General features: G+C 40.0%; 20 protein-coding genes and 1 riboswitch. Of the genes, 18 read left to right on the forward strand and 2 right to left on the reverse strand.

The features are described 5' to 3' along the window. The first annotated feature begins 35 nt into the window (after positions 1 to 35). The 13 genes from guaA (at position 36) to V6C17_RS14910 (ending at position 17,012) form a co-directional block, all read left to right on the forward strand. Positions 36 to 1,577 carry a glutamine-hydrolyzing GMP synthase gene (gene guaA, locus V6C17_RS14850; protein ID WP_333523362.1) on the forward strand — a complete coding sequence of 514 codons (1,542 nt, stop codon included), beginning with the start codon at positions 36 to 38 and terminating at the stop codon, positions 1,575 to 1,577. 351 nt (positions 1,578 to 1,928) lie between these two features. Next, positions 1,929 to 2,387, forward strand: coding sequence for a RidA family protein (locus tag V6C17_RS14855; RefSeq protein WP_333523363.1), 459 nt, complete (start codon positions 1,929 to 1,931; stop codon positions 2,385 to 2,387). Between the two features lie 56 nt (positions 2,388 to 2,443). Next, positions 2,444 to 3,727 carry an FAD-dependent oxidoreductase gene (locus V6C17_RS14860; RefSeq protein WP_333523364.1) on the forward strand — a complete coding sequence of 428 codons (1,284 nt, stop codon included), beginning with the start codon at positions 2,444 to 2,446 and terminating at the stop codon, positions 3,725 to 3,727. A 144-nt stretch (positions 3,728 to 3,871) separates the two neighbouring features. Then, positions 3,872 to 3,973: riboswitch (purine riboswitch) on the forward strand. A 247-nt stretch (positions 3,974 to 4,220) separates the two neighbouring features. Continuing rightward, entirely contained in the window at positions 4,221 to 5,591 is a 1,371-nt protein-coding gene (locus V6C17_RS14865) for an NCS2 family permease (RefSeq protein ID WP_333523365.1), read from the forward strand. Positions 5,592 to 5,859: 268 nt separating this feature from the next. After that, positions 5,860 to 6,345, forward strand: coding sequence for a 5-(carboxyamino)imidazole ribonucleotide mutase (gene purE, locus V6C17_RS14870; protein ID WP_333523366.1), 486 nt, complete (start codon positions 5,860 to 5,862; stop codon positions 6,343 to 6,345). A 22-nt stretch (positions 6,346 to 6,367) separates the two neighbouring features. Then, complete coding sequence (gene purC, locus V6C17_RS14875; RefSeq protein WP_333523367.1) at positions 6,368 to 7,078, forward strand: phosphoribosylaminoimidazolesuccinocarboxamide synthase; 711 nt, start codon at positions 6,368 to 6,370, stop codon at positions 7,076 to 7,078. Beyond that, positions 7,075 to 8,514, forward strand: coding sequence for an amidophosphoribosyltransferase (gene purF, locus V6C17_RS14880; protein ID WP_333523368.1), 1,440 nt, complete (start codon positions 7,075 to 7,077; stop codon positions 8,512 to 8,514). The genes purC and purF overlap by 4 nt, the downstream gene beginning before the upstream one ends. 25 nt (positions 8,515 to 8,539) lie before the next feature. Then, entirely contained in the window at positions 8,540 to 9,607 is a 1,068-nt protein-coding gene (purM, locus tag V6C17_RS14885) for a phosphoribosylformylglycinamidine cyclo-ligase (protein WP_333523369.1), read from the forward strand. Beyond that, entirely contained in the window at positions 9,600 to 10,217 is a 618-nt protein-coding gene (gene purN / locus V6C17_RS14890) for a phosphoribosylglycinamide formyltransferase (protein WP_333523370.1), read from the forward strand. The genes purM and purN overlap by 8 nt, the downstream gene beginning before the upstream one ends. Positions 10,218 to 10,262: 45 nt before the next feature. Next, on the forward strand, positions 10,263 to 11,807 hold the full coding sequence (gene purH, locus V6C17_RS14895; RefSeq protein ID WP_333523371.1) for a bifunctional phosphoribosylaminoimidazolecarboxamide formyltransferase/IMP cyclohydrolase: 1,545 nt from the start codon (positions 10,263 to 10,265) through the stop codon (positions 11,805 to 11,807). 24 nt (positions 11,808 to 11,831) lie between these two features. Next, on the forward strand, positions 11,832 to 13,109 hold the full coding sequence (gene purD / locus V6C17_RS14900) for a phosphoribosylamine--glycine ligase (RefSeq protein WP_333523372.1): 1,278 nt from the start codon (positions 11,832 to 11,834) through the stop codon (positions 13,107 to 13,109). A 145-nt stretch (positions 13,110 to 13,254) separates the two neighbouring features. After that, positions 13,255 to 13,770 (forward strand): DUF456 domain-containing protein, encoded by a 516-nt coding sequence (locus tag V6C17_RS14905; RefSeq protein ID WP_333523373.1) that lies wholly within the window; start codon positions 13,255 to 13,257, stop codon positions 13,768 to 13,770. Positions 13,771 to 14,087: 317 nt separating this feature from the next. Further along, positions 14,088 to 17,012 carry an insulinase family protein gene (locus V6C17_RS14910; protein WP_333523374.1) on the forward strand — a complete coding sequence of 975 codons (2,925 nt, stop codon included), beginning with the start codon at positions 14,088 to 14,090 and terminating at the stop codon, positions 17,010 to 17,012. A 72-nt stretch (positions 17,013 to 17,084) separates the two neighbouring features. Here V6C17_RS14910 and V6C17_RS14915 read toward each other — a convergent pair whose 3' ends face one another. Beyond that, positions 17,085 to 17,726 (reverse strand): C40 family peptidase, encoded by a 642-nt coding sequence (locus V6C17_RS14915; RefSeq protein ID WP_333523375.1) that lies wholly within the window; start codon positions 17,724 to 17,726, stop codon positions 17,085 to 17,087. Between the two features lie 89 nt (positions 17,727 to 17,815). Further along, positions 17,816 to 18,655, reverse strand: coding sequence for an N-acetylmuramoyl-L-alanine amidase family protein (locus tag V6C17_RS14920; protein WP_333523376.1), 840 nt, complete (start codon positions 18,653 to 18,655; stop codon positions 17,816 to 17,818). 95 nt (positions 18,656 to 18,750) lie between these two features. Here V6C17_RS14920 and V6C17_RS14925 point away from each other — a divergent pair, with 95 nt between their 5' ends. From V6C17_RS14925 to cooS, 5 genes are all read left to right on the forward strand, one after another. Beyond that, positions 18,751 to 19,692, forward strand: coding sequence for a dipeptidase (locus tag V6C17_RS14925; RefSeq protein ID WP_333523377.1), 942 nt, complete (start codon positions 18,751 to 18,753; stop codon positions 19,690 to 19,692). Between the two features lie 87 nt (positions 19,693 to 19,779). Further along, entirely contained in the window at positions 19,780 to 20,400 is a 621-nt protein-coding gene (locus V6C17_RS14930) for a TetR/AcrR family transcriptional regulator (RefSeq protein ID WP_333523378.1), read from the forward strand. A 55-nt stretch (positions 20,401 to 20,455) separates the two neighbouring features. Then, positions 20,456 to 21,529 (forward strand): HlyD family secretion protein, encoded by a 1,074-nt coding sequence (locus V6C17_RS14935; RefSeq protein WP_333523379.1) that lies wholly within the window; start codon positions 20,456 to 20,458, stop codon positions 21,527 to 21,529. Between the two features lie 9 nt (positions 21,530 to 21,538). After that, positions 21,539 to 23,101 (forward strand): DHA2 family efflux MFS transporter permease subunit, encoded by a 1,563-nt coding sequence (locus tag V6C17_RS14940; protein ID WP_333523380.1) that lies wholly within the window; start codon positions 21,539 to 21,541, stop codon positions 23,099 to 23,101. A 280-nt stretch (positions 23,102 to 23,381) separates the two neighbouring features. Beyond that, positions 23,382 to 25,511, forward strand: a complete 2,130-nt coding sequence (gene cooS, locus V6C17_RS14945) for an anaerobic carbon-monoxide dehydrogenase catalytic subunit (RefSeq protein ID WP_333523381.1) — start codon at positions 23,382 to 23,384, stop codon at positions 25,509 to 25,511. Positions 25,512 to 25,726: the final 215 nt, after the last annotated feature.

Here is a 25,726-nt window from a genome sequence, read left to right on the forward strand (position 1 = left end):
TCTTACATTAGTTTTACATAGGGGGATTTCTCTGAATGGAAACCAAGCAAAATGAAATGATTCTTATAATGGATTTCGGTGGGCAGTATAGCCAGCTGATTGCTAGACGAATTCGCGAATGCGGCGTATATTGTGAAATAGTGCCGTTCAATACGCCTATAGAAAAGATCCGGGCACTTCAGCCTAAAGGAATAGTCTTTTCAGGCGGACCTTCCAGTGTGTACAGCGAGAATGCACCAAAATGTGATCCAACAGTATTTGATGTAGATATTCCGGTATTAGGTATCTGCTATGGTATGCAGCTTACTGCTCATATATTGGGTGGTGAGGTAGCCCATGCTACAACAAGAGAATACGGCAATACGCACTTATTTGTTGATCGCAACCAAGATCTTTTTTCTGAGATCAGTGCAGAGACTAAAGTGTGGATGAGTCATGGTGACTATATCAATACTCCGCCAAATGAGTTTGTTGTTACTGCTCATACTAACAGCACTCCTGTAGCGGCTATGGCAAACGACAAACGCCGCATCTATGGCGTTCAGTTTCACCCAGAGGTTGTTCATACTCCTGAGGGTATGAAGATGCTTCGTAATTTCCTGTTCGACGTTTGCGGCTGCCGTGGCGATTGGAATATGGGATCATTTGTTGACCACGCCATTAAAACCATTCGCGAGCAAGTAGGGGACAAGCGTGTTCTTTGTGCTCTAAGTGGTGGTATTGATTCATCAGTTGCCGCTGTTTTAGTTCATCGCGCAATTGGAGACCAATTAACATGTGTGTTTGTAAATCACGGTTTTTTACGTAAAGGCGAGCCTGAGCAAGTAGTAAAAACCTTCCGTGAAGGCTTCAATATGAATCTTGTCTATGCGGATGTTGTTGATCGGTTTATGGCTAGAATGGCTGGGGTAACTGATCCAGAAGAAAAACGTAAAATTATTGGTGATGAATTTATCCGCGTTTTTGAAACTGAGGCCTCTAAGCTTGGTGAGATTGATTTCTTAGTACAAGGAACACTTTATCCGGATGTTATTGAGAGCGGTACAGCTACTGCTGCTGTAATCAAGAGCCACCATAATGTTGGTGGTCTGCCTGAAGATATGAAGTTTAAGCTTGTAGAGCCTCTGCGCGACCTGTTTAAAGACGAGGTAAGAGCGTTGGCCCGTGAGCTTAACTTACCTGAAGATATTGTATGGCGTCAACCTTTCCCTGGTCCTGGTCTTGCTATTCGTATCATAGGTGAAGTCACTGAAGAACGTCTGGAAATTCTTCGTGAAGCAGATGCAATAGTTCATCAAGAAATAAAAGTTGCTGATTTATATCGTAAAGTATGGCAGTCATTTGCTGTACTGCCAGCTATGAAAAGTGTTGGCGTAATGGGTGATGAGCGTACTTACGCATATACAGTAGGACTTCGGGTCGTATCGAGTGAAGATGGCATGACTGCTGATTGGGTACGTCTTCCTTACGAAGTAATTGATAATATATCTCGTCGTATTGTAAACGAAGTTAAAGGCGTAAACCGTATTGTTTACGATGTAACTTCTAAGCCGCCTTCTACAATTGAATGGGAATAAATTAGATATTAACGTCCTAGCTTCGGCTGGGGCGTTTTTGTCTTTTGCATAGAGAACGGGTGGGTAGATATATTATTAACGCTCCAACGCTAGCGCTGACTTACGCTTTTAATAATATATCTACCCACCCTGCTGAGTGCCCAATTAGCTTGTTATTTATATAAATTAGCTTCTCATTCAAATTATAATTATTTCCCTTGCGTATCCCCTTTGTGTCCTTAGCGTACTTTGCGGTTAAATATATTTCGTCGTCCTATACACTTGCATTATGGATAAATAAGGGGTTAGTATATTTATGGGAAGTTTAAAATAAACTAACAAGTGTTATGATTAATTTGGAGGGGATTTAAAATGAGTTTTGAAGCCAAACTAAAAGAAATGGGAATAACTATTCCTGATGTACCAAAGCCGGTAGCTGCTTATGTGCCAGCAGTAAAAATTGGCGATACGATATATACTTCAGGACAAATACCTTTTGTAGCGGGAGAGTTAAAGTACAAAGGAAAAGTCGGGAAAGATATCAGCCTGGAAGAAGGGTATGAAGCAGCGAAAGTTTGTGTTATTAATGCCTTAGCTGCTGTTAAAAGCCTTGCTGGTTCTCTTGATAATGTTGAAAAAATTGTTAAGGTTGTTGGTTTTGTAAATAGTGCACCTGGTTTTGTCGATCAGCCTAAGGTTATTAACGGGGCATCGGAATTACTGGCTGAAGTTTTTGGTGAGGCTGGTGCGCATGCCAGATCAGCAGTAGGTGTAGCTGAACTGCCTATTGATAGTGCAGTTGAAGTTGAGCTTATTGTAAAAGTTAAGTAATAATTTATCTGATGGATTCGTCCTATTTGATACATAGCCGTAAGCGGAGGGATATGATGGCGACAGTAGTTGTAGTTGGCGGAGGCTGGGCAGGCTGCTCAGCTGCTATTGCTGCGAAAAAAGCTGGAGCTCAAAAGGTTATACTCTTAGAACGCACTGATATGCTGTTAGGTACTGGGCTTGTTGGTGGGATTATGCGTAATAACGGAAGATTTACGGCGGCGGAAGAAGCTATCGCTATGGGCGGCGGAGATCTGTTTTTTGTAACGGATCAATGTTCACGTCATGTTAATATTGAATTTCCAGGCCATAAACATGCCAGCTTATACGATGTATCAAAAATAGAACCTGCCGTGCGCAAATTGCTATCAGAGAATGGTATTGAATATTGCACCATGTCTAGGGTCCGTGATATTACAATAAAGGGAAATAGAATTAAATCTGTTATTACCGATGCTGATGATGAAATATATGGTGATGTTTTTGTAGAGGCTACAGGAACTGCTGGGCCGCAAGGTAATTGCAGTAAGTACGGAAATGGCTGTGCAATGTGCATAATTAGATGTCCCGCTTTTGGGCCGCGGATAAGTATTGCAGGGCGATCTGGCATTCAAGAAAAGCACGGTAAAAAAATCGATAATTCTATTGGAGCTATGAGTGGTTCGTGTAAATTGCTAAAAGAGTCTTTGTCAAATGAAATAGTACAGCGACTTGATAAGTATGGTGTAGTAGTGATACCTATTCCTACCAATCTGCGAAAGTCTGAAACACTGGGTATCAAAGCTTGCCAGCAATATGCTTTAAAGGAATTTGCCGAGAATATAATCCTTTTAGATACAGGACATGCTAAGTTAATGTCGCCTTACTATCCGATTGAAAAGCTACGGGAAATACCGGGCTTTGAATATGCTCGCTTTGAAGATCCCTACGCAGGCGGAATAGGTAATTCGATGAGGTATTTTGATTTATCACCTCGTGATAATGCCTTACGTGTACAAGGGGTAGAGAACCTGTTTTGCTGTGGCGAAAAAGCAGGCTTGCTGGTAGGGCATACAGAAGCTATTGTCACAGGCATGCTGGCTGGTCATAATGCCGTACGTAAATTAGCGGGATTAGATTTATTGATTTTACCCGACAGTCTTGCAATTGGTGATGCAATAGCGCACGTTAATGAGCAAATGCAAACTGAATCAGGTATGAGCCTAAAATATACATTTTCAGGCGCACAATATTTTGTTCGTATGCAAGAAAAAGGTTTGTACACAACAAATATTTCCAAGATACAAGAACGTGTTAATCGCCTAGGATTAAGCGATATATTTTCTAAAAGTATATTATAAAATAGGCCTTACTATAATGGTGATTTTTGCAAAGTTATAGTAAGGTCTTTTAAAATGGGCGCAATATAAAACCCGAACATTATTCATGTTACGGCGATTAAAGTTCATTTTTCGTTGACAGCTTATGGCGATTTCTGTTATTATAAGTGAGTAAAGTTTAATACTCGTATAATATTGAGAATATGGCTCAAGAGTTTCTACCAGGTAACCGTAAATTATCTGACTACGAGTGAAAATGTACCTAGGGTTCCGCATGGCCGACGATGTCCATGTTTTGATGTCTGGCTGTGGCTGCGACCAAGTGGTACAAGTGTTAACAGTAACACTACACCGTTGGGACAAAAGCCCGGGCGGGAATTTCGCTCACTAAGTGTAATGCGAATTTCCCTGCCCGGGCTATTATTTTATTGGAGGTGAATGGTTAAAATAACGGTGCTGGCTACTGTAGCATGTTTTTGCTCAGATTTTCAGAATAATTTAAGGGGAGACAATAATGTTAGAAAAACTCTTTTCGCTTCGTGAACGTAATACAACAGTCAACACAGAAATTATGGCTGGTATTACAACCTTTATGACAATGGCGTACATATTGTTTGTTAATCCGAGTATTCTTTCTTCAGCTGGAATGGACAAGAATGCTGTACTTCTGGCTACTGCAATAGGTGCTGGACTTGTCAGCATAATGATGGGGTTATTTGTTAATTATCCAATTGCGCTAGCTCCAGGTATGGGCTTGAATGCGTTCTATGCTTTTACAGTTGTACTAGGAATGGGTGTTTCCTGGCAAGTAGCACTGGGTGCGGTATTTCTTTCAGGTCTCATTTTTATCTTATTAACAGTTACACAAGTTCGTCAGCTGCTCGTCGAGGGCATGCCAGCATCGCTTAAACATGCTATAACTGTTGGTATTGGGTTATTTATCACTATTATAGGTCTAAAACTGTCGGGAATCATGTCAATTAGATTATCCTTGATTCCACCAACGTTAGAAAAAATCGTTGCTGCAAAAGGTAATGGTACTCCGCTTTCTTTTGAAACTATTATTGAGATGGGCAACTTAGCACATAAAGATGTTTTACTTACACTCTTTGGACTAATATTTATTGCTATTTTGATGGCACGCAATGTTCGTGGTTCTATTTTACTAGGTATCGTAACTACTACTCTTTTAGGTATAGTTATGGGGGTTGTGCAAATACCAGCAGGCTTTAGTCCGATATCTGTTCCTGATTTTAGCAATAACGCCTTTTTTGCGCTTGATATTAAAGGTGCTCTCAGCATGGGGTTAATGACAATTATATTCACATTTACTTTTGTTGAACTGTTTGATACTATGGGCACTTTAGTTGGTACTGCTACTAAAGCTGGATTAATGGATAAACAGGGCAGATTTCCTAAAATTGGCCGTGCTATGCTTGTTGATGCTCTTGGTGTAAGCTTAGGATCACTTTTGGGTACAAGTACAATTACTGCTTATGTTGAAAGTGCAGCTGGCGTTGGTGCAGGTGGACGCACGGGGCTTACAGCAGTTGTTTGTGGTATTTTATTTCTTTTAGCTCTTTTCTTTACGCCGCTTGCTGGATTAATTCCAGATGCTGCAACAGCACCTGCATTGATTATAGTTGGTGCCCTAATGATGGAAGGCGTACGCCATATCGATTTTAGCGATTTTACCGAAAGTTTACCAGCATTTTTAACTATCGTTCTTATGCCTTTCACCTACAGTATCGCTAATGGTGTTTCTGCTGGTTTAGTATTATATCCTCTGCTGAAGCTTATTACAGGAAGAGGCAGAGAAGTTCACTGGATTCTTTATGTTTTAGCTGTATTAGTTATCGCCAGATTTGTTTTCCTAAATGAATAATTTTGTTGATCGTTTTGTTTTTGCCAACTCCAGTCTTAAGCTGGAGTTGGTAAAAAAAAGATAGATGATAACTTAGAAAATTAACCCGGATATCAGTTATGGTATCTGGGTTTAATATAAATTACTTTTTTAAGGAATAGTTTCCATGACGTCTGGAACAAACAATATTCCAATAGCTACACTTTTTAGTTTATTATCATAGCATCTTGATGTGGCGCAGTAATCGACGAAATCAATTAATCACGTAAAATGAGGGGAGAGCACAAAAATGAAAGTTGCAATAATTATGGGTAGTGATTCCGATTGGCCAATTCTGAAACCAGCTGTAAAGTTATTAGAAGAATTTGGCATAGGTGCAGAAGTTATAGTAGCATCAGCGCATCGCACGCCAGCCAAGGTACATGATTTTGTTACCACTGCACCTGAACGCGGTGTTAGAGTGTTTATCGCAGCTGCTGGTGCTGCCGCTCATTTGCCTGGCGTAGTAGCAAGCTTGACTACTCTGCCTGTTGTTGGTGTCCCAATAAACAGCACAGCTTTAAATGGATTTGATGCGTTATTAAGTATTGTGCAAATGCCTTCAGGTATTCCAGTTGGAACCATGGCCGTTAACGGTGCGAAAAATGCAGCAATATTTGCTGCCCAAATAATAGGTGTTTCCAACAAGGACGTACAAGATAAGCTGTCATTTCACCGGCAGGCAATGATTGATGAAGTTGAAGAAAAAGCAGCTAAAGTCTTAGCTAATCAATAAAAGATAACAGGAGGAATTTACAATGGAAAAGCAACCATTATACGAAGGAAAAGCAAAAAAGATATATGCAACTGATAAGGCTGACGAAGTATTAGTTTATTATAAAGATGATGCCACTGCCTTTAACGGCGAAAAAAAAGGAACAATTATTAATAAAGGTATATTAAACAATCGGATTTCCTCATTTTTTTTCAAACTCTTAACTGAAAACGATATTCCTAACCATTTTGTCAGTATGATTAGTGACCGCGAAATGTTAGTTAAAAGTCTGAAAATACTCCAAGTAGAAGTTGTTGTACGTAATATTGCGGCAGGCAGCTTAGCTAAACGTATCGGCTGGGAAGAAGGCCGTAAAATGCCTTGCACAGTTGTTGAGCTCTACTATAAAAATGATGATCTAGGCGATCCGCTAATTAATGATTATCATATTAAGGCACTAGGTTTAGCAACAGAAGAGCAAGTGTCTAAAATGGAAGAATATGCTTTAAAAATTAATTCCATATTAACTGATTATCTAAAAGCAAAAGATCTTGAATTAATAGATTTTAAGCTTGAGTTCGGACTTTATAATGGTGAAGTTATTCTTGGTGATGAAATTTCGCCAGACACTTGCCGATTCTGGGACAGCAAGACTGGTGAGAAACTTGACAAAGACAGATTCCGCCGTAATCTTGGTAATGTTGAAGAAGCCTATAAGGAAGTATTACAGCGTTTAACAGGTGAGGTTCTATGATTGATCTTGAACTAGATAAACTAAAGGAAGAGTGCGGTGTATTTGGCATATATTCGAGGCAAGAAGATGTATCATTATTCACTTACTGGGGACTTTATGCTCTTCAGCATCGCGGGCAAGAAAGTGCCGGAATTGCAATAACTGATGGCTCTTGGATGGATGTCCATCGCGGGATGGGACTGGTTAATGAAGTATTTCGTCACCAGCTTCCAAGCATGGGAAATCAGCATATTGCTATCGGACATGTTCGTTACTCGACTACTGGATCTAGTTTATTGGCAAATACGCAGCCGCTTATGGTTACCTATGCTGGCGGACACATCAGTCTTGCTCATAACGGCAATTTGACAAATGCACGTGAGCTGCGAGCCGAAATGGAGCAAACAGGTAGTGTATTCCAGACCTCTATTGATAGTGAAGTGTTCGTGAATCTTATTGCTCGTTCCCGTAATCATTCTATCGAAGAGAAGATTATGGAAAGCTTAAATAAAATTAAAGGCGCTTACTGCCTCGTTATAATGACCGAAGATAAACTTTTCGGTGTACGTGATCCGCATGGTTTTAGACCTCTTTGTATTGGCAAGCTAGATGACGGCTGGGTATTAGCCTCAGAATCTTGCGCTTTAGATACAGTTGGCGCTGAATTTATCCGTGATGTTGAACCAGGTGAAATGGTAGTTATTGATGACGATGGTATTAAATCATATCGATTCGCCTCATCAGACCGCCGTGCGCTTTGTATATTTGAGTACATCTATTTTGCTCGTCCCGATAGTATTATTGATGGTCAAAGTGTACATGAAACTAGATTTGAAATGGGTCGTACCTTAGCGCGAGAGAGTGGGTTTAAGGCTGATATAGTAATTTCGGTTCCTGATTCAGGAACGACTGCTGCGCTAGGTTTTAGCTATGAGTCAGGTATTCCTTTCATGGAAGGTCTGATGAAAAACCGCTATATCGGCAGAACTTTTATCCAACCAGAGCAAAAAAAACGCGATCTAGGTGTTAGGCTGAAGCTAAACGCTGTAAAATCAGTTGTTAAGGGAAAATCGGTTATTATGGTGGATGACTCAATTGTGCGCGGAACGACTAGTGGGAAAATTGTGCGAATGCTTAAAGAGGCAGGCGCTAAAGCTGTGCATATGTGTGTTAGCTCCCCTCCAATCGGCTATCCTTGCTATTATGGAATAGACACGTCGGTTCGGAAAGATCTAATCGCCTCCTCCAAACAGATAGAGGAAATTAGAGAATATATTGGTGCAGACTCACTTCATTACTTGTCACTTGAAGGGCTTCGTAATTCAGTCGGTAACGTGCGTCATGAGGAAATGTGCCATGCGTGCTTTAACTGTGAATATCCAGCAGACGTACCATGTGAGGGGTCCTGTGCGAGCAATAAGTTTGTATTTGAAGAAAGAAAATCGCAGCAGAAATAAGCTGCAGCCAGATGGAGGATGGGTTATGAGTACAGACAAGACTAATGCGCAGCTTACGTACCGTGAAGCTGGTGTAGATATTGATGCTGGTAATCGAGCTGTTGACCTGATGAAAAAGCACGTACGTGCTACTTATCGTCCTGAGGTATTGGGTGATATTGGTGGTTTTGGCGGTTTGTTTGCTCTTAATGCCGGTAAGTATAGTCAGCCAGTTTTAGTTTCAGGAACCGACGGCGTAGGAACTAAACTGCGAGTGGCGTTTTTGCTTGACCGACATGATACAATCGGCCAGGATGCTGTGGCGATGTGCGTTAATGACATTTTGGTTCAGGGTGCTGAACCGTTATTCTTTTTAGATTATCTTGCAGTCGGTAAACTAGAGCCTGAAAAAGTTGCAGCTATCGTCAGCGGCGTAGCAAAAGCCTGTAAAGAATCAGGGTGTGCCTTAATTGGCGGCGAAACTGCTGAAATGGCGGGTTTTTACCCCGAAGGAGAATACGATATCGCTGGTTTTGCTGTAGGTATAGTCGACAAGCCCAAAATTATAACAGGCGACAATATTAAGCCAAACGACGTTCTAATAGGTTTGCCATCAAGCGGTCTTCATTCTAATGGTTACTCACTTGTGCGAAAAATTTGTTTTGATGTTAAAAAGCTATCTGCAGATCAATATATACCTGAATTAGAAAAAACTTTAGGCGAAGAATTGCTGGTGCCTACAAAACTCTACCCTAAGACATGTTTGCCTCTGATCAATTCATTTGATATAAAAGGTATGGTTCACATTACTGGCGGCGGTTTCTATGATAATATCCCGCGAGTTCTACCTAAAGACTGCGCAGTAGAAATAGATGTTACAAACTGGCCCAAGCCACCAATTTTTGATTTGCTTAAAGAATGGGGCGGTGTTGCTTGGCCTGAAATGTATCGAACTTTTAACATGGGTATCGGGATGATTTTAGTTGTATCAGCAGATAAGGCCGACGCTGTACAGCAACACTTAACTGAGCGTGGAGAAAAAAGCTACATCATAGGTAAAGTCACTGCCGGTAATCAGTCCGTAACCCTAAAGGGAGGCGTATTCGGTGGCTAAGCCAATTGTTTTAGGAGTATTAGCCTCCGGACGCGGCAGCAACCTACAGTCGATTTTAGATGCGATTAATTCAGGCGAAATTTCAGCTGAAGTAGGAGTTGTAATCAGCGATAAGCCTGAAGCAAATGCGCTTAAACGGGCAGCTGACTTAAATATTGCGGCTGTTTGTGTAGATCGCAAGCAATATAAATCGCAGCAGGACTTTGAACAAGCGTTGATTAAGCAACTTCAATTATATAAAGTAGACTTAGTTATTTTAGCTGGTTTTATGAGGATTTTAAGCTCATATTTCGTAAATGCTTATCCTAATAAAATTATGAATATTCACCCATCGCTTTTACCGGCTTTTCCAGGCAAGAATGCGCAGCAGCAAGCATTACTTTATGGTGCTAAAGTTTCAGGATGTACTGTGCACTTTGTTGATGAAGGTATGGACACTGGACCGATTATATTGCAGCAGCCAGTACCGGTTTTAGCTGACGATACGCCAGAAAGCTTGGCTGCGCGAATTCTGCAGCAAGAGCACATGATTTATCCGCAGGCAATCAAGTTTTTTGTCGAAGGACGTTTGCAGCTTGAAGGCCGGCTAGTGAAATTGCTAAGCAAATGATAAAGTGCTGTTCGGTTAGTAACAGCTAAGATAGTGGGGATGAAAATGAATATTAAGCGAACCCTTATTAGTGTATCTGATAAAACCGGAATAATAGAATTTGCTAAAAAACTTCATGAATTAGGAATAGAAATAATATCAACTGGTGGAACAATGAAAGCACTCCGTGATGCTGGTCTGCCAGTAGTTTATGTAAGTGATGTGACTGGCTTTCCAGAAATAATGGACGGGCGTGTAAAGACGCTTAATCCTTATATACATGGCGGAATATTGGCTATTAGGGATAATGACGCCCATGCAGCGGCAATGAAGGAACATAATATTACAGGCATTGATATGGTAGTAGTCAATCTGTATCCTTTTAGGCAGACGATATCTAAACCTGATGCCACCCTTGCTGATGCTGTTGAAAATATCGATATTGGCGGTCCAGCAATGATTAGAGCTGCTGCTAAAAATTTCAAATATGTCTCAGTAGTTGTAAATCCGGCTCGATATGATGAAATTATTAGCCAAATAAGTGAAAAAGGTGCTGTATCGGAAACTTTTCGCATGGCATTGGCTCAAGAGGCTTATGGTCATACGGCAGAATATGATGCTTGTATCAGTCAATACTTATCAAAACAGCTCGGTCAAGGTCAATTTCCTGAAACCATGCACATAGTAATGGAAAAGGTTCAAGATTTAAGGTATGGCGAAAATCCGCATCAGCAGGCAGCTTTTTATCGCGAAAAATATTTTACTGGTGCCGGAATTGCAAATGCTCGCCAGATTCATGGCAAAGAGCTGTCATTTAATAACATAGCTGATATAGAGGCAGCATACGCGATTGTTAAAGACTTCAATCAGCCAGCGGCAGCAATTATTAAGCATACTAACCCTTGTGGAACGGGGGTTGGTGAAACCATATTAGAAGCTTATAACAAGGCTTACCAAGCTGACCCAGTTTCAGCCTTTGGCGGTATAGTTGCTCTTAATCGTGCTGTAGATAAGGCTGCTGCTGAGCAATTGGCTTCCATTTTTCTAGAAGTTATTATAGCTCCAGCGTTTGAAGAAGAAGCATTTGCAATTCTAGCCCAGAAAAAAAATCTTAGGCTGTTGCTTGCTGAAATTGAGACAAAAGGCGAAGATAAATTCTTGGATTTCAAGAAAGTGTCTGGTGGAATGTTGATTCAAGATGCTGATACGGCAGTTCAAGCTGAAACTGACGTTAAAGTAGTATCAAAACGTCAACCAACAGAGGAAGAATTAAAACAGCTTCTATTTGCCTGGAAGATAGTCAAGCATGTTAAGTCTAATGCAATTGTTGTTGCCGGTAATAACCAAACATACGGTGTTGGTGCAGGCCAAATGAATAGAGTCGGTGCTGCCGCTATTGCACTAGCTCAGGCAGCAGACAAAGCACAAGGTGCAGTTTTAGCTTCAGATGCGTTTTTTCCATTTCGTGATACGGTGGATACCGCTGCTAAAGCTGGTATCAAGGCAATAATTCAGCCTGGCGGCTCCGTAAAAGATGCTGAATCTATTGCGGCTGCCGATGAACATGGTATAGCTATGATATTTACTGGAATGAGACACTTTAAACATTAGTCTTCTATATGGGGGAATGATCGTATGCGGATTTTAGTAATTGGCGGCGGTGGACGTGAACATACTTTAGCATGGAAACTTGCGATGAGCCCGTGTGTAGAAAAAGTATATTGCATACCAGGCAATCCTGGTATTAGCAAAGTTGCAGAATGTGTTGAAATAGATATTTCGGATAATCAAGCTTTGCTGGAGTTTGCCCAAAGCAATAAAATTGGATTGACGGTTGTTGGTCCTGAACTGCCTTTGGCTAATGGTATTGTAGATGTATTCACAGCTAAAGGATTAAAGATTTTTGGACCTACACAAGCGGCCGCTGAAATTGAAGGCTCTAAAGCTTTTGCCAAAGCGTTAATGAAAAAATATAATATTCCGACTGCAAGTTTTGAAGTCTTTACCGATGCAGATAAGGCCCGAGAATACATTAGGAATCAAGGTGCACCGCTTGTAGTTAAAGCTGATGGCTTGGCTGCTGGGAAAGGCGTTGTTGTAGCTATGACGATCGAAGAGGCTATCGGCGCAGTTGATATGATAATGCGCGATCAGACTTTTGGATTAGCAGGCAGCAGGGTAGTTATTGAAGAGTATTTAACAGGGGAAGAGGCATCCTTGCTTGCCTTTACTGATGGTTTTACTATTGTACCGATGGTTTCAGCTCAGGACCATAAGTGTATTTACGATGGTGATAAAGGATCTAATACTGGCGGTATGGGGACATATGCACCTGCACCGATTATAACTAAAGCTATGCTCGAACAGATACAGTTAGAGGTTCTTCAACCTGCAGTTGATGCTATGCGTGCTGAAGGTAGATTGTATTGCGGATGTCTATATGCTGGATTAATGATCACAGATAGCGGACCCAAGGTCATTGAATTCAATGCCCGCTTTGGTGATCCAGAAACTCAAGTAGTGCTGCCCCTTTTATCGAGTGATTTAGCTACAGTAATGGAAGCTTGCATCGATGGGAAACTATCAGATATAGAGGTTAAATGGGACGATAACGCAGCTGTGTGTGTTGTTTTAGCAGCTGGCGGCTACCCAGGTGGGTATGCAAAGGGTGACGTAATAACTGGTATCGAAAACGCTGAAGAAGTGGGTGCTTTAGTATTTCACGCTGGAACGGCCATAAAAGATAACGCTATTGTCACAAGCGGCGGGCGTGTATTAGGCGTTACTGCAACAGCGAAGGATATTTTGAGCGCCGTAAAAAAAGCTTATAATGCCGTACAAGAGATTAAATTCACAGATATGCATTATCGCCGTGATATAGCACATCGCGCTATTAAAAAACTTAACAATTAAAGACAAAATATGTTTCATGTTTATCATGGAACATATTTTTTTTTGACAGGCCGAAGATAAATTAGCAAATGAAGGTAAGAATATCAGATTTGGAGAATAATAATTAAAAGCCAATACTAATTTACTAAAACGGAGATTGAGTAAAATGGAATATACCGAATTACTGGTGAATATTGCGTTTATAGCAGTTTTGCTGGGCGGCATAGGTCTTACTCTTATGGGACTGCCCGGAAATGTTTTAATATTTTTAACGGCCCTGGTATATGGTTACTATGAAAATTTCGTCCATATCAATTTCACTTCACTTCTTGTATTGCTTGCAGCATTAGCAGCAGGAGAAGTAGTTGAAGCGATTGCAGGAGCAGTCGGCGCAAAAAGAGAAAAGGCATCAAAACGTGCAGTAGCGGCAGCTTTTCTCGGTAGTGTTATTGGCGGTATTGTTGGAACAGGGGTTTTGCCGGTCATAGGATCTATAGGAGGGGCAATTTTAGGTGGATTTGCCGGCAGTTATTTTGCCGAGTATACAAAGAATAAGAGTCCTGAACAAGCTTCCCGTGTAGCTCAAAGTGTTATAAAAGGCCAAATTATCGGAATGATAATAAAGTTCGCCATTGCGGTTGCAATGACGGCTTATATTTTAGCAAGCGTACCTTGGAGTTAATTGTTAGGCGTGTGGATAGATGCCTTTAGTACGAAATATACTAAAGGATAACAAGAGCTGGCAATGAGATTATCAGGCCATCGAATAATAATTGGCATAGGAAATTCCTGTGCCAATTATTATGATATTAGAAAGAGTTTTTAGTAAAAGGCTTGTGCTGAGCTATGTGAAGGCAGATGCCGCTCACCACTTATGCAGTAAGAAAGTTTAAACTTTCTTATCGTACTAAAATTCAGATGGAGTTATACCCAAAGGGCACAGGCAGCCCCACCTGAATCAAGGTTTACTTTATGTAATAGAAAGAGAGGCAAAATATTATGACTTTACAGTTAGGTAATATCTATCATGGTTTTAAGTTAACTGAGGAAAAACAAGTAAAAGAAATTAATTCTTTAGCTCAAATATTTAATCACGAGAAAAGCGGCGCCCGTTTAATGTTTTTAAAAAATGAGGATGACAATAAGGTTTTTTCAATTACTTTTAGGACACCGCCGGAAGATAGCACAGGAGTAGCTCATATAGTCGAGCATTCGGTACTTTGCGGCTCTCGAAAATTTAATATGAAGGAACCTTTTGTTGAGTTAGTAAAAGGTTCCCTGAACACCTATCTTAATGCAATGACATTTCCTGACAAAACCATGTATCCTGTAGCTAGCAGAAATGATAAAGATTTTCAAAACCTGATGGACGTATATCTTGATGCTGTGTTTTTTCCTAATATCTATAACCAGCCAGAGATTCTTATGCAGGAAGGCTGGCATTACGAACTTGAGGATAAGGATGCTGAACTTACCTATAAGGGTGTTGTATATAACGAAATGAAAGGTGCCTTTTCTTCACCTGAAGCAATTTTGGATAAAGAAATTTTGGCATCACTTTTTCCCGATACTACCTATGGTTATGAATCAGGCGGCGATCCAGACGTAATACCTGATTTAACGCAGGAAGGGTTTCTTGAGTTCCATCGTAAGTTTTATCATCCTGCCAACAGCTATATGTACCTTTATGGCGACATAGATATCTTAGAAAAATTAGATTTTATAAATCGGGAATATCTCGGCAAGTTTGAAAAAATTGAGACCCATTCTGAGGTCCAAGAGCAGAAACTATTTTCTGCAAAAGTAGAAAAAGCAGCCGACTATCCTGTGTCGCCAAATGAGCAAGTAAAAGATAAGACCTTTATAAGCTTAAACTACATTGTCGGTAAGGCAACAGAGCCAGAAAAAACGCTAGCTTTTCAAATTTTAGAACATCTGCTCCTTAGAACGCCTGCTGCTCCCCTGAAGAAAGCTTTACTTGATGCCGAAATTGGTAAAGATGTTATGAGTATATATAGTGATAGTATATTACAGCCTACTTTTAGCATAATTGTCAGTGGGTCGAACGAAGATCAGAAAGAGAAATTTGAGCAAGTAGTTAATCAAACATTAGCAAAGCTTGTAAAAGATGGACTTGATAAACAGCTGATTGAAGCCTCAATTAATTTGTTAGAGTTTAAGCTTCGTGAAGCTGACTTTGGAAGAAGCCCTAAGGGATTAGTTTACAATATTAAATGCATGAACAGTTGGCTTTATGATGAAAGCCCATTTTTACATTTAGAATATGAAGCTGCACTGGCTAAAGTTAAGACAGCTCTTACGGGCAACTATTTTGAACAGCTTATAAAAGATCGGCTAATTGAAAACGGGCATAAAACGCTTGTAGTATTAAGACCGAATCAGGGACTTGCTGAAGCTAAGGCTAAAGAAATAACTGAACATTTAGCTTCTTACAAAGCAAAACTGTCACCAGCTGAAATAGAAACAATAATCGAACAAACAAAAAAGCTAAGAGTTATGCAGGAGACACCTGATACTGCTGAAACGCTGGCAGTCATACCGCTTCTAAGTCTGAGTGATATTGAACCAGAGTCCGAAAAGCTGATCCTTGTGGAAAAAAATGAACAGCAAACTAAAGTGCTGTTCCATCCTGTTGGTACCAATCAAATAGCATATGTAAATCTGTATTATGATGCTAGCGGAATATCACAGAGCAAACTACCTTATGCTTATTTGCTGGCAGAATTCTTAGGTAAGGTTTCTACTGAAAAATATGAGTACACCGAACTAGCGAATGAGATAAACATCAATACCGGTGGAATTATCTATGATCTGCTTGCTTATACCGAAAACGACAGTGATGATATTTATTATCCGAAGTTTAGAATTAAATCAAAGGCGCTTGTTAGTAAGCTTCCTAAAATGTTTGATCTAGTAGGTCAGATTACAGCTCGCAGTGTTTTTGCTGATAAAAAGCGAGCCAAAGAATTGGTGCAACAGGTAAAATCCAGCTTAACGATGTTCTTAATGCGAAATTCGCAACAAGTTGCTGCCGGGCGAGTATTATCGTATTTCTCACAATCCTCCAAATTTAATGAGATGGGTTTGCTTACTTTTTATGAATTCATGGTTGATTTAGAGAAAAATTTTGATGCAAAGTTTGAAGAAATAAACGCAAGCTTAAGTGAAGCAGCTAAGATTATATTTAATCGAGATAATTTAATAGTTAGTGTAACTGTCGAGGATGAAAATTACGAAAAATTCCAGCAAGCCTTTAAAACATTTTATAGTTATCTAGGAAACACTGAAATTGAAAAGCAAAAGTATAATTTTGAACTCGAAGCTCTAAATGAAGGTTTGATGACGTCTGGCAAAGTCCAATATGTAGCAAAAGGCGCAAATTTCCGCAAACTGGGTTTCGATTATCATGGCAGTCTTAAAGTTTTGGAAACAATTCTGCGGTATGATTATTTGTGGAATAAAATCCGCGTACAGGGTGGAGCATATGGTGCTTTTGCACAATTCCGCCGGAATGGTAATATGGTATTAGGGTCATATCGTGATCCTAATCTTCGAGAAACAATTAATGTATATGATCAAACACCGGAATATCTCAGAAGCTTTAATGTCAGTGAGCGCGAGATGACTAAATATATCATTGGAACAATGAGTCAGTTAGACACGCCGCTTACTCCGCAAATGAAAGGTGATGTAGCTGCTGAGTGTTATCTTCGGAAGATAACACAAGATATTATCCAGCAAGAGCGTAACGAGGTTTTAAGCACTCGACAGGAAGATATTAAAAAACTGGCAGACTTAATTGATGCTGCTATGAAAGAAAATTACTTATGTGTTTTGGGCAGCGAACAGAAAATTTGCGATAATAAGGACGCCTTTAAGCATACTAAAAACATATTTGAATAGAAAAGAGGCCAATCCGCAAATGGATTGGCCTCATTCTATTCAAAGACCTATGCCTAGGCAGCCTTATTTTTTCTACTTAATATAGCTGCGGGCTCCTACATAATGATCAACATAATATTGCTCATCTAATGAGGAGATTGCTACTTGCTTAGCTGCTGAGCTTGCATGAATGAATTTTCCGTCACCCATATAGAAACCAACATGTGAAGCGCCTGGTTTATAAGTTGTGAAGAAAACTAGGTCGCCGACTTTTAGATTATTTTTAGCTACAGGGGTGCCTGCAGCGAATTGCTCGGCTGCTGTTCTAGGAATTGTAACACCATTTTGCTTCATTACGAATTGTGTGAAGCCGGAACAGTCAAAGCCGTTAGGTGTTTCGCCACCCCATACGTATGGTACACCCATATACTTTTGGCCTGTTGCAATAATTGCACTGCCTGAAGCAGATGCCTGATTTGAAGCCTGAGTATTTGTTAGACCTAAGACTTTAGATAAATCATCTGATTTGCTTGTAGCGTTACCTAACAACTTACCTAGAAGAAGTCCCATTAGTATATTATATATTCCATTTCCAGAAGAACTATCAGAAACAGATTTTGTTGTTTGGGCTAACAGGTTGTCCAACGATGCGGCATAGGCCGATGCTGGAGTAGTAAAAGTTATGGATACGGAAAGCATTAAAGCAACTGCAAGCGGCGACTTATACTTAAACATTGATTCAACCTCCTAATTAGTGTCCAGTGTTACTCTAGACCTTATTTATTGTGAAACATGCATAAAGATATTTTATATCATTTCATGAGTTATGTAAACTTGAAAAAGTTAGCAACAGGATAGCCAATCAGGCAATAACCAAGATTTTGCATCTTAAAATAAATAACGCTGGCATTATGCTCAGCGTTATTTGTAATTAAATTTAAACTAAAAATATATAATTTGCTCTGTAAATCATTCACTGGTTTGAAATAGTAAGTTTGAATCCCCTTTACAATGGCATCCGCGAGCTTGTTCTGATATTCGGCGGACTGTAGTAAAGTACGTTCCTCCGGATTTGTAATATAGCCGACCTCGACTAACGCGGCGGCAACTTTATTGCGCCTTAAAACAAAATAATCACCAGGATGGGCATTTGGCTGTGCTGTAGTGATTCGGCCAAGTTCCTGTTGAATAGCGGTAGCCAGAAGTTTTCCGGATTGTGACTTAGCATAATAGAAACATTCGGGTCCGCGGCGGCGTGGGTTGGTGCTTACATTAGCGTGAATACTGATATACATATCGGCATCCGACTCATCAACCATTTCTAAGCGGGCAGCAAGGTCGCGGTTATATCTGCCTTTTACTTTTGGTTCATCACAATATTTACTTAATTCGGTATCAGTTTCACGCGATAAGATTATCTTTGCTCCTTGAGCATTTAATTTTTCCTTGAGTAAAAGCGCAATAGCTAGATTAATATCTTTTTCATTTAAGCCTTGACGATTTGCTCCAGGGTCTATCCCTCCATGTCCAGCATCAATTATAATTACTTTATTGGTTAAATTTTGTAATGAATCAATTGCATTGACAACTATTCCCCCAATAAACAGCAGGGATATAATTAGACATAAGGCAAATTTCGGTTTTTTAAGGTGAAAAACTCTCATAACCTCCTCCTTTCGTAAATAGATATGAGAAGGATAGAGGAATTAAGACGCTCAAATAGCTTTAAATATAAAAAAATCGAGAGAGGATGTTCGTAATGAAGATAATTGACTTGCATTGTGATACAATATCCGCTTTACTTGACAAGCCGGAAGCGGGAGGATTATGCGAAAACAGCTTAAATATAGATATTAACAAGCTCAAGAAAGCAAATTCGCTAGCTCAATTTTTTGCAATGTACATTAATCTTAAACAAACAAATACTCCGCTAGAGGACTGTCTTACGATGATTGACTTATTTCACACAGAAATAAAAAGAAATAGCGATAACATAAATCTGGCTACTTCTTTTATGGATATGGAAATGAATGAAAATGAGGGCAAGATTTCAGCTTTTTTAACAATTGAAGAAGGCGGTGTTTTAAAAGGTAAGTTAAGTAATTTGCGTAATTTCTATCGGCTAGGGGTGCGTTTAATGACACTTACCTGGAACTATCCAAATGAAATTGGATTTCCCAATTGTCAGCCGGAATATCAAAACAGAGGCTTAACTGATTTTGGACGGGAAGTAGTAGGAGAGATGAATTGCCTTAAGATGATAATTGATGTCTCACATCTCTCTGATCAGGGATTTTATGATGTTAGTAAATACTCAGATAAACCATTTGTGGCCTCACACTCTAATGCCCGCCAACTCAAAGATCATCCTCGCAATCTAACAGACGAAATGATAAAGATTTTGGCAGAAAAAGGCGGAGTTATAGGAATTAATTTTGCAAACACCTTTCTTGGTAACAGCCCTATGAGTCTTGTAGAGGATATGGTAAGGCATATTAAGCATGTACGTAATGTTGGCGGCATAGATGTAGTTGGCCTCGGATCAGATTTTGATGGCATCGATCCAAATATAGAGATTCAAGATATCAGCCAAATAGATAAGCTAATACAGGCGTTAACTAAAAATTCGTTTAGTGCAGGAGAAATTGAAAAAATCTGTAATAAGAATATAAAGCGCCTAATTAAAGATTGTCTTTCATGACGAATATTTGCTATTAGTTTTAAATGCATTGACAGCGTATTTTCTTGTTTCTATAATTATAATGTTATATATTTTTTGGGGGTATTAATGGTGCAAAGCCGGGAGTGTGAAATTTTACTTGATTCGCGCAACAAACGTCAACAAATTTTAGATGCAGCATATGTGGTGTTTTCTCGCAAAGGCTTCCATCGAGCAACTGTTGATGAAATTATTGCTTTAGCGGACACAGGAAAAGGGACGGTTTATAATTATTTCGTTAACAAAGAGCAGCTTTTTTACACACTTATTAAAGAACGGAGTACGCCGTTCGAAACAGCTTTAGCTGAAGTTGCCGCAGCTGAGCAGCCGCCGTTAGCAAAAATCAGAACAATGATTAAATTGTTTTTAGAGTTTTATACAGCTAACGCAGACTTATGGCGGGTTTTAATGCATGAAGTTCGTGGCTTAGGCAGTGAGGGTTATTCTGCTTTCAGTCAAGAGCAGCGAGAGAAATATCAATTGCGCTTTCGAGATACTATAGGTATGCTGGAAGTTGTTTTACGTGAAGGTGTACAGCAAGGTGTAATGCGCGATTGTGACACTAATAAATCTGCGTATGCTTTATTTAGTGTTATTGTTATGATGGTATTCCAAAAATTTGTCAACGATGATCTTGAGGCTACAGCTAATGGTATCGCTGATGTATTTCTACATGGGATTGCCGTCTAACTTTTTTTGCACCACTTAATGACTATTTGGTCAATGGGTTACGGAGGGGTTTGAGATGCAGGAAAGCACTGCACAAAGTAATGTTGGGAAACAGCAAGTAATAATTAGAATGATGGTAGGCTTATTGTTAGTTGGATTAATTGGAGGTGGCTGGTGGTGGTATCAAACAGCCAAGTTTGTTGCAACCGACGACGCCCGAGTCAGCGGAAATATTGTTACTGTTGGGGCGAAAATTTCAGGCCGTATCTCTGAAGTTTTAGTAAAAGAGGGAGATATAGTACAAGCCGGTCAAATAATTGCGCGGATTGATGCACGTGATGCAACTGCAGTACGGAATCAGGCAGAAGCAGCCCTGCTTGCTGCGAAGGCCCGTTACGATGAACTGACTAACGGAAGCAGACCGGAGGAAATTAATCAAGCCAGGGCAGGAGTCGAGCAAGCTAATGCCAATGTTGATCAGGCAAAGGCTAACCTAGATAATGCTGTGCTGAATTTTGAACGAATGAAGAAGCTATATAATGAAGGGGCTATAAGTATCGCACAGCGTGATAATGCCGAGACAGCTTATCGTGTTGCCCAAGAAGCTCTCAACAGTACCGAACAAATAAAAAAAGCTGCAGGCGATAAACTAGAGCTTGTAGTAAATGGTGCACGTGAGGAAACTATTCGTGCTGCTGCAGCCCAGGTTAAACAAGCCGAAGCGGCACTTGAAGCTGCAAGAATAACAATGGGTGAAACATCAATTATAGCTCCGGTAAACGGGTCAATTGCTCTTAAATCAATAAATGCCGGCGAAATAGTAATAGTTGGGCAACCAATGTTTTCAATTACCAACCTCAAAGATGTATGGGTGAACGCCCGGATTGAAGAAACTAAGATTGGTAAGCTCAGAGTTGGACAGAAGGTCGACTACACTATTGATGGGTATCCTGGACGCACTTTTACGGGTACCATATATGATATCGGTACCGCAGCTAACTCAGTATTTGCCCTTATACCTACCGAGAATTCGTCAAATAATTTTACTAAAGTAACTCAGCGAATACCTATAAAAATTACCCTCCCTGAAAATAGTGACGTTCCGTTTAGACCGGGAATGTCAGCCTATGTAAAAATAAAATTGGATTAGGGAGAAGTTATGAAAATCTCTAATCTGCGAATAGACGATAATAACTACAAATGGTGGGCGCTTGGCGTAACAATCATTGGCGGCTTCATGAGCATACTCGATACCAGTATTGTAAACGTAGCAGTACCCAAAATGATGGCAGTATTTTCTGTTGATACAAATCAAGCTCAGTGGATATTGACTGCGTACATGCTAACGATGGGTGTTATACAGCCAGCTACCGGATACTTTTGCGATGTGCTGGGCAATCGACGAATGTATCTTTTTAGTCTAGCGGTTTTTGTTATTGGATCGGCATTATGTGGTGCTGCCTGGAGTAATGATTCTATGATTATTTTTAGAATTATTCAGGCAATCGGCGGTGGAATGATAATTCCGATAACGATGGCAATTGTTTATCAGGTCTTTCCGCCCGCGCAAAGAAATATGGCGATGGGAATTTGGGGTATCTCAGCCATGGCGGCACCTGCAATAGGGCCAACACTCAGCGGCTATTTTGTTGAATATCTTGATTGGCGCTTAATATTTACCATTAATATACCAATTGGTATAATCGGCTATGTTTTAGCTTTTCTTGTACTTAGAGAAACTCCAATTAATCGTGAACATAAATTCGATTTCGGCGGATTTGCCACTTCCGCAATAGGTTTATTCTGTCTCCTCTTAGCGCTTTCAGAAGGAACAGATGAAGGATGGTCGTCGGGATATATTTTAGCTCTTTTTTATACTGCACTTATAAGTCTTAGCTTGTTTATTTATATAGAATTAAACCATGATTCACCTATTCTTGATTTAAGCTTATTCAAGGATTGGAACTTTTCCTTGAGTACTTTGGTAACGTTTATTGGTACAATCGGTTTATACGGCGGTATTTTTCTTATGCCGTTATTTCTAGAGAATCTTCGCGGCTGTACTGCAATGCAGACAGGTATGCTGCTTTTCCCTTCCGCTGCTGCGGCTGGCCTAACAATGCCAATTGCCGCAAAAATGGCAGATAAATTTGGGGCTAAGCCTATAGTTGTTATTGGCATAACGATACTGACCATGGGGTCTCTACCCCTAATCTATGTTGATTTAGATACAAGTAACTTTCACTTAATGTTATTTATGATGGTTAGGGGTATCGGTTTAGGCCTTTTTATAATGCCAGTAACTGTACTTGGAATGAACAGCGTACCTCCTGATAAAATAAACCGGGCTTCCTCACTCAACAACGCCGTCCGGCAGATAAGTGGTTCAATGGGCATTGCGATTTTAACCACAGTACTTCAAAACCGCCAAATTTTTCACCTTCATCACATTGCCGAAAATATCAATAACGCATCCAGTGCAGCAACAAATATGATTAACAGCTACCAAAAAAAATTCCTGCACTATGGTGATACCTGGCATATTGCAAAATTAAAGTCTTTGGCTGTAATAAATTCAATGGCTCAGCGGCAATCTTATACTTTTGCTTTTGACGATGCGTACCTTGTATTGGCGATAATATGTGGTATGGCAGTTATTCCAGCTATTTTATTAAAACCAGCCAAAAGTAAGAAAAGTAGTTCAGCTGTTATGCTTGAATAAAACAAATGTTAGCACGTCTAACATTTGTAGGCTGTCAATAAAGGCTCATTTGCGTTGTTGCTCCTCAAACCCATTGCTTGCGTACGTCCGCACAGTACGCAAGCAATGGGTTTTCCGGTGCGCCTAGCAACTGAACCTTTCTCAACAGCCTATATAATAGGTTTTTCAAAAAAACAAATGTTAGCACGTCTAACATTTGTTTTTTTTGCATATTTAAACGAATACTATTTCTACCTTATGTTGAAACTAAATTCGACAAAATAATAGGGGGTAAGAAATAGTGTCTGATAAAGGTAATGAAAAGCTTATCAAAAGTACCGACGAAACTAGTCGTGGTGATGTGGAATCAATTGCTGGCAGAGGCGACGCCAGCGGCACTAATGATCCAAATGAGCATTTTGATGTGCATAAAAACGCTAAAAAGTACTATGACATTGAAAAGTCGCCATCATCAATGGAAGAAGTTCATAAGTGGCAGCGCGAGCATATCAAAGTACACGATCAAAGCAAAGATGGTTTCCCATTAAATATAATCGTTGATCCAGCAATGCGCGAAATGTACCAGCATGTTCACGCGCAAGGTTTAACAAATGTATTTGACCGATTTGAACAGCAAGAAAAAATTCGTTGTAATTTCTGCGCCACAGGATTATCTTGCCAACTTTGTGCTAATGGACCTTGTCGTATTAATGCAAAAACACCTCGCGGTAACTGTGGTGTAGACGCTCATGTCATGGTTTCTAGAAACTTTGTATATAGACATGTAACAATCGGAACCTCAGCAAACATCTTCCATGCTCAGCAGGCCGCAAGAACTTTAAAAGCAGCAGCAGAAAATCCTAACAGCGGTTTGAAAATAAGAGATAAGGAAAAGCTTTTAAAATATGCTGAGATGGCTGGCTTAAACAGCCATGAAGATGTAAACAAAGTGGCAGTTAACTTTGCTAACTGGGTTCTTGAAGATATGGGACGACCTTATTGGGAAGAGTCTAAAATGACGCAAGCATTCGCTCCTCCTAAACGTCAGGAATTATGGCGAAAACTTAATATATACCCAGGCGGCGGTTTTAGTGAAGTCGGCTTTGCACAAACCAAATGTATGACAAATCTAAATGCCGATCCAGTAGATTTCTTGCTGACATCGGTTCGTTTAGGTATAATCAACGAATATCAAGGTTTGTTTGCTCTTGATATTCTTCAAGAGATCTTAATGGGAACACAAAAAATTCGTACAGCAAAACAAAACATGGGTCTTCTAAAGAAAGATATGGTCAATATTATAACAAATGGTCATATGCCGCTTACTGCGCATGTCGTAATTGAATTGGCATCTACTCCGGAGTGGCAGGAAAAAGCCAAAAAAGCTGGCGCTAGCGGAATGCAAATACTTGGTCACGTGTGCGAAGGTCAACAGCTTTTAAACTACGAAGATACAGGCAAAATGAGTGCTTATGGTGGTCAAGAAGGTGAGTGGCTGTCAGAAGAATATCTCTTAGCCACCGGCGCAGTAGATTTGTTTATGTTTGACTATAACTGTACGATTCCTACCCTGCCGCTTTATGCTAAACGTTTTGGAACTAAAATGGTTAGCACGCACGAAGTAATACGGATGCCTGATACTGAAGTGGTTGAATTTAAACCGGAAACTATGAAGCAGCAAGCCGAGAAGATTCTTGATATGGCAATTGAAGCATACGCAAAGCGTAAAGCTGAAAACCGCGAAGTATATATTCCACCGCATGTTTCAGACTGTATGGTAGGCTTTAGTACAGAATCGGTAAAAGCGGCGTTAGGCGGCTCCTGGAAACCACTTATCGATGCAATTGTTGCAGGTAAAATTCGTGGTATAGCTACAGTAGTAGGCTGTACAACAGCTCGTTACGGACAAGGCGGCAGCAATATATTCAGAATTACTAAAGGCCTAATCGAAAAAGATATTTTAGTATTATCCGGTGGCTGTACGTCTTCAGTTATGCAGTATACCGGTCTAGCCGATCCTAAAGCAGCCGATGAAGCAGGCGAAGGACTTAAAGCCGTATGTAAATCATTAGGTATACCGCCAGTATTATCATACGGTGCGTGTGTTGATATTGGTAAAATGACTCAGACAGCAAAAGAAATAGCAGATACACTTGATGTTGATACAAATATGCTGCCGCTTGTAATAGGAGCTCCAGAATATCTTGAGCAGAAGGCTGTGGCTGATGCATGTACTGCGATTGCACTAGGCTGGTTAGTTCACGTAGCACCTGTACCTTCAGTAACTGGAAGTGATGTTGTTGTTAAAGTCTTGACTGAAACAACTGAAACACTAGGGTTAGGAAAACTTACAGTTGAGACAAGTGCTGATAAAACAGTACAAATATATGTCGATCATATTGAGAAAAAGCGTAAAGAATTAGGAATATAAAGGAATAAATTTGTAGGGAATTCCCGTCAAAATTGGGGATTCCCTATATTACTTTAAAAAAAAAGCCCGTGGAGCTTTCGCATGAAAGTGAACTGAACCCTTGCGAATAGACACGATTAAGAAGCCCTGTCGCAGGATTATATGAAATTACGCATGCTGACGCCGTTTTTCAAGTGGCGTCAGCTTTGTTTTTAGCTGAATACGTTCGTGATTGT

Source organism: Dendrosporobacter sp. 1207_IL3150, assembly GCF_036763085.1.
Classification (GTDB): Bacteria; Bacillota; Negativicutes; order DSM-1736; family Dendrosporobacteraceae; genus JBAIYU01.